We start from the raw sequence: 5,786 nt of genomic DNA on the forward strand, positions 1-5,786 counted from the left end.
GAAAACCCGTCAGCCTATCAACGTCACGGAAATTGCTCATCGGTGGCCTGCCCTGAGACGCGCTCGAATCATTGTGGAGATTCTAGCCAAAAGACAGCCCGTTGGGGTAAGTCCGACAAGCTGCTAGACGTCCCCATAAGCGGGCTCGGCGACGGGCGGCCGTCGGCCATATCCGGCGATCATGAAGAGGGCGCCGATCAAAGACAGGTTCTTCAGCGCATCCATCAGCGTCTTGCCGTTGTCGGATGCGGCCTGATTCCAGAAGTCGTGGAAATAGAACGTCACGATAGCCACGAACAGGATCAGGAGCAGCGAGAAGAACCGCGCGCCGAAATTGAGCGCGATCATCAAGCCCGCGATGACCTCGAACGCGCCGGCGGCAATCGCAAGCATCTGCGGCGTCGGCATTCCGGTCAGGCCCTCGAGCTGCGTCGTGTAAGGGACCAACAGCGCCGGAATGACGACCTTGGCGGCGATGGCATCCGCCGTCGCCTGAATGGCGAACAGTTTCGAGGCGCCCGTGTAGATGAACAGGACGGCGAACAAAATTCGTCCGAAAGCAATTAATGCTGGCATGGTCGGCCTCATTGATCGATCTAAACGGCAGGCTTACTGACGACGGAGCAAGCGGATCATGGGGAATCCGCCTGCGTTTTTCAAACGCCCGGATCGAAGGCCGAGCGGGCGCTGTCTGCATTCGGATCGCGGCCAATTCTTGACCCGAAAGGGCGGTTCGAACCCGGCTTTTTGAGGTGATTAGCTGAACAGGCTCGGCTCCTGGCGGCTGGCGCGCTCCTGGGCTTCGACGGCGGCGATCGCGGTCATGTTGAGAATACCGCGCGCGGTGACCGACGGGGTGAGGATATGCGCCGGACGTGACGGGCCGATCAGGATCGGCCCGACCGGAAGCGCGTCGGCCAGCACCTTGATCATCTGATAGGCGACGTTGGCGGTATCCAGATTCGGCATGATCAGGATATTGGCGACGCCTTCGAGCTTCGAATGCGGCAGGATCAGTTTCCGCGTCGCTTCCGAGAGCGCGGTATCGCCCTGCATCTCACCGTCGGCTTCCAGTTCCGGATGGTGTTCCCTGAGCAGCGCGGTGGCGCGGCGCATCTTGCGCGAGGACTCGGTGTCGTAGCTGCCGAAGTCGGAATGCGACACAAAGGCGATCTTGGGCTTGAGGTTGAACCTCTGCACGTGGTTCGCCGCCATCGCCGCCATTTCGGCGAGTTCCTCGGCGGTGGGATTCGGCCGTACCTCGGTGTCGGCGATGAAGTAGGCGCCCTTGCTGGTGATCATCAACGCCAGCGCCGAGAAATCGCTGAGCCCCGGCAGAAAACCGATGATCTCGCGGACATGGCGCAGATGGCTCATATAGCGGCCCTCGATCCCGCAGATCATGGCATCCGCCTCGCCGCGGATCACCGCGAGGGCCGCGATCACGGTCGCATTGGTGCGGACCACCGTGCGCGCGGCATCCGGGGTGACGCCACGGCGGCCGGCGATTTCGATGTAGGACTGCACATAGGAGCGGTAACGCGGATCGTCCTCGGGGTTGACCAGGTCGAAATCGCGGCCGGCCTTGATCGAAAGGCCGAACCGCTTGAGCCGCGACTCGACCACGGAGGGACGTCCGACCAGGATCGGATGCGCCAGCTTCTCCTCCAGCACGACCTGGGTCGCGCGCAGCACGCGCTCGTCCTCGCCCTCGGCATAGATCACCCGGACCCGCTGGCTCTTTGCCTTGGCGAACACCGGCTTCATGACCAGGCCGGAGCGGAACGCGAACCGCTCCAGCAGCGCGGTATATTCGTCGAAATTCTTGATCGGCCGGGTCGCGACGCCTGAGGTCATGGCGGCCTTCGCCACCGCCGGCGCGATGCGCAGGATCAACCGCGGATCGAACGGGCTCGGGATCAACGATCCCGGCCCGAACCCCTGGGTTTCGCCGCCGTCGAACCCGCGCGCCACCGCGTCCGACGGCGGATCACGCGCGAGCTGGGCGATCGCATCGACCGCGGCGTGCTTCATGTCTTCGTTGATCGCGGTGGCGCCGACATCGAGCGCGCCGCGAAAGATGAAGGGGAAGCACAACACGTTGTTGACCTGGTTCGGAAAGTCCGAGCGCCCGGTGCAGATCATCGCATCCGGCCGCGCCGCGCGCGCCTCCTCGGGCATGATCTCCGGGTTCGGATTGGCGAGCGCCATCACCAAAGGCTTGTCCGCCATCTGCTTGATCATGTCCTGCGTCAGCACGTTCGGCGCGGAGAGGCCTAAGAAGATATCGGCGCCGCCGATCACTTCGGCCATTTTGCGCTTGTCGGTCTTCTGCGCGTAGACCGCCTTCCAGGGGTCCATCAGCGTGTTGCGGCCCTCATGCACGACGCCGTCGATGTCGCAGACCCAGATGTTCTTGCGCTGCGCGCCCAGCGAGACCAAAAGATTGAGGCAGGCGATCGCGGCGGCGCCCGCCCCTGACGTGACAATCTTGACCTCGGAGAGCTTCTTGCCGTTCAGCAGCAGCGCGTTGGTGATCGCGGCGCCGACGATGATCGCGGTGCCGTGTTGATCGTCGTGGAACACCGGGATCTTCATGCGCTCCTTCAGCCGCGCCTCGATCTCGAAACATTCCGGACCCTTGATGTCCTCGAGATTGATGCCGCCGAAGGTCGGCTCCAGCGCCGCCACCGTCTCCACCACGCGCTCGATGGTGTCGGCGGCGATCTCGATGTCGAACACGTCGATGCCGGCGAACTTCTTGAACAGAACCGCCTTGCCCTCCATCACCGGCTTCGAGGCCAAGGGCCCGATATTGCCGAGGCCGAGCACCGCGGTGCCGTTGGTGACGACCGCGACCAGGTTGGCGCGCGCGGTCAGCGACGCGGCCTCGGCGGGGTTTGCGGCGATTTCCTCACAGGCCGCAGCAACCCCGGGCGTATAGGCCAGAGCCAGATCGCGCTGGTTGGCGAGCGGCTTGATCGCCTGGATCTCGAGTTTGCCTGGCCGCGGCAGCCGATGGTAGGCCAATGCGGCGGAACGGAGATCATCGGAATAGGACGACATGCATGCTCCAGCGTTTCCGGGCCCGACCCCTCGATTTGCTTGGCCATCCTCGGCGAATCCCTGGGGATCCTCGCCGACGCCCAGAGCTCGGTTGTCCGGCAGATTGAGCCGGATGTGAAGCACGCGCAACGGCTTGGATGCAACATCCGTGAGCTGCCCCATCAACAGGCCGTCCGACTGGCTGACTTGCGAAACTGCAGCCCTGTCCCGTCATCAACCGGCGATATGACCATTCATGGGCCTGCAATCTGAACTCGCCGGGAGAGGACTGCTGGCTTGCCGTGCTTGTCATTCCGGGGCGATGGCAACGGGCGCCACCGGGTCGCGCGAATGCGCGCCCGATGACAGGCTTTGCGCCCGGTGGCATCGAACTATGGTGCGCAATTGCGCACCTGAGAATCTCGAGATTCCAGATGCACAATTGCGCATCGTGGCCCGGGCATACCGCGCGCCACACGCGCAACCAAATGACGATTGTTGTTCATGGTTGCCACCAAGATCTCTCGAATTCGGCACGGCGCGGATGCGCCCGGCCTACGCCACGAATTCGATCTTCAAGCAGCAGATACGGTTTCACGGTCTCGCGGCGCTGGTCGCCCGAGCTTTGCCTAGCAAGTCTTGCGCCTCGAGAACGAGGGCGCAGGGAATGCCGGGTGCACGCTGCACCCGCGGTCTCGTGTGCGATAGAGTAGTAGAAGGCAAGCGGCACACGAGCATACAGGTTCAGCGGAAACACTCCGACATTCCCTGCGCAATGGCTTTACGGCTTACTTCGTGCTCTCCTCGGCGATCCAGGCTTTTTTGACACCGTCGCCTTCGGCGTTGCCATCCGCCCGGTCGGGCCGACAGGCTTCCGAAGACTTGACGCCGACCATTGAGGCGTCAGGACCACACGACTTCACCGTACGCGACAGCATCGTTCGTCAGCGCGCCGTTGACCGCTCACAGGTTCCAAAGAACCCGCCCTGCCATCACGTGTCACACCCCGACGCCGCCGCGTCCACCGCATCCCGCCCCGCGTCTCTGGACGATCCGGAACGCCCCTCTGTGGGACAGGATGGCGGCACTATGCAGGTGATTTGGGGTGAGCGTCAACAACGATTTCTGAAAATCAGAACGCCGTACTGGGTGATGCAACCTGATCCCCGCGCAAAAAACGCTTCGTTTTGCCTGTGGGGTGAAACAGCCGTCAACGTCGGTCATCTACGGACGACTATAAGCGGCAAGCCGTTGATCTGGTCGCATCGAGTGGCCGCACGATCGGATCGGTGGCCAAGGAACTTGGCCTGCGCGATTCGGTCTTGCGGCGTTGGGTGGGGCTGCGGGGAGCTCGGCTGCAGCTGACGAGCGGCGCGGCGCCCCACGACGCAGGCGACGCTGCACTCGGCGGACCACGCGGCAGAGATTGCTCGTTCGCAGCGGGAGAACGAACCGGCCGTGCATGGAGCGCGACATTTTAGAAAAGTCGATTGCGATCTTTGCTTGAGATTCCGTTTCATCGAAGATCGCGGTGCGCGCCGATCGCCACGCGACGTCGACCCCCTGCCCCCGAATCACCCCCGCGTCGACACGCCTGCCCCTGCCATCGGCAGATTGTGAAGCAGCTCACACGAGGCGCGGCCGATCGAGAATAATGTCGTGATGTCCATCCACTCGCAGCGTGAGGAGTGTTGGTCATGACGCGGGGCAGCGCACACGACGCCGACGCCACCCAGACAGCCGGCAATTCCGACAGCCGACGAACAGGCAGACGGCGGACCACGGCAAGGAACTCCGACGCCGTCCCCGAGGGCGGCAGCATCGACAGGACGATCCCATCGACCACCCAGGTCGTCATCGCGGTCGCCTTCCTCGTGTTCGTGACCGTGGTCTCGTTCGTGGCGGTCTTCGTCGTCGGCGACCTTTTCGTCGCAAACCGCCAGACCTACTGGATGATAGAGCTGATCTTCGCGCTGCTGTGCGGAGGTGCCGGCGCCCTCATCGGCGGATCGGCGGTGGTCCGCTCGACGCTGAGACTTCCAGGCAGTCCGGTGCACGCGACCCTTGGCGGGGCAGCGGCGATGGTTATCGTCGGGTTTGCCTTGGCCTATCTCGGCCAGCCGCCGGACGAGGCGCCGATGTATGCGCTGGACATTCACAACTTGCCGGATCGCCAGACGGTCGGCAGCGACGAGTATCGGGTGTTCGTCGGCGCGGTCAACTCGGACCTCACGTTCAGCCGGGATCCCAACAACGTCTCGCTCCAGATCCCGCCTCGCGTCGGCACGCATCGTCTCCTGATTGCCGTCTACCGGCCAGTCGGCAAGGACCTGTCGCGCACCTTCGCTCGATGCGAGCTCAGCTTCGAGATCATCGCGGGCCAGCGCAACGGGCCGACGCCGATCGATTTGATGTCGGACTCGGGGGAGAGCGCCCCGCAATTCCACCTCTATTTCTCGCAGCACTACATCGAGCAAGCCGTCACCGCCGCGCTGCAGCGCAACGAGTCGGTCGCCGACGAATCCTGCGTGGAAGGACGCGTGGCGACCAAGTTCGACAACACGCCCCTCGACGGACATTTCACCATCCAGACCAACAGCATCGGCAGCAGGGCCCTGAGCTTTGCCCGGTTGAGCCCGCTGCCGCGCTATTCGGTGCTGGCGCGCGACCGCTCCAACCTCGACCCGCAGGACACAGAGCCCGACCTGCCGCCGCGCGCGCGGCCGGTGCCGGGGCTTGCG

At 63.8% G+C, this 5,786-nt stretch carries 3 protein-coding genes and 1 pseudogene; 2 read left to right on the forward strand and 2 right to left on the reverse strand.

Annotated features, from left to right (window positions below; translation table 11 throughout):
• Nucleotides 1-123: 123 nt before the first annotated feature.
• Together WCB02_RS01280 and WCB02_RS01285 are read right to left on the reverse strand one after the other, a co-directional pair.
• A complete protein-coding gene (locus WCB02_RS01280; protein ID WP_423955479.1) occupies nucleotides 124-576 on the reverse strand; it encodes a DoxX family protein in 453 nt (150 codons plus the stop codon).
• A 180-nt stretch (nucleotides 577-756) separates the two neighbouring features.
• Nucleotides 757-3,066 (reverse strand): NADP-dependent malic enzyme, encoded by a 2,310-nt coding sequence (locus WCB02_RS01285; RefSeq protein ID WP_423955481.1) that lies wholly within the window; start codon nucleotides 3,064-3,066, stop codon nucleotides 757-759.
• A 1,199-nt stretch (nucleotides 3,067-4,265) separates the two neighbouring features.
• On the opposite strand from WCB02_RS01285, the pseudogene WCB02_RS01290 reads away from it, so the two are divergent.
• Nucleotides 4,266-4,526, forward strand: a pseudogene (locus tag WCB02_RS01290) (transposase); the annotation flags it as partial.
• Between the two features lie 216 nt (nucleotides 4,527-4,742).
• Nucleotides 4,743-5,786: hypothetical protein (locus WCB02_RS01295; protein ID WP_423955483.1), on the forward strand; the 1,044-nt coding region annotated here is incomplete at its 3' end.

Source organism: Bradyrhizobium sp. (assembly GCF_049581145.1).
Classification (GTDB): Bacteria; Pseudomonadota; Alphaproteobacteria; order Rhizobiales; family Xanthobacteraceae; genus Bradyrhizobium.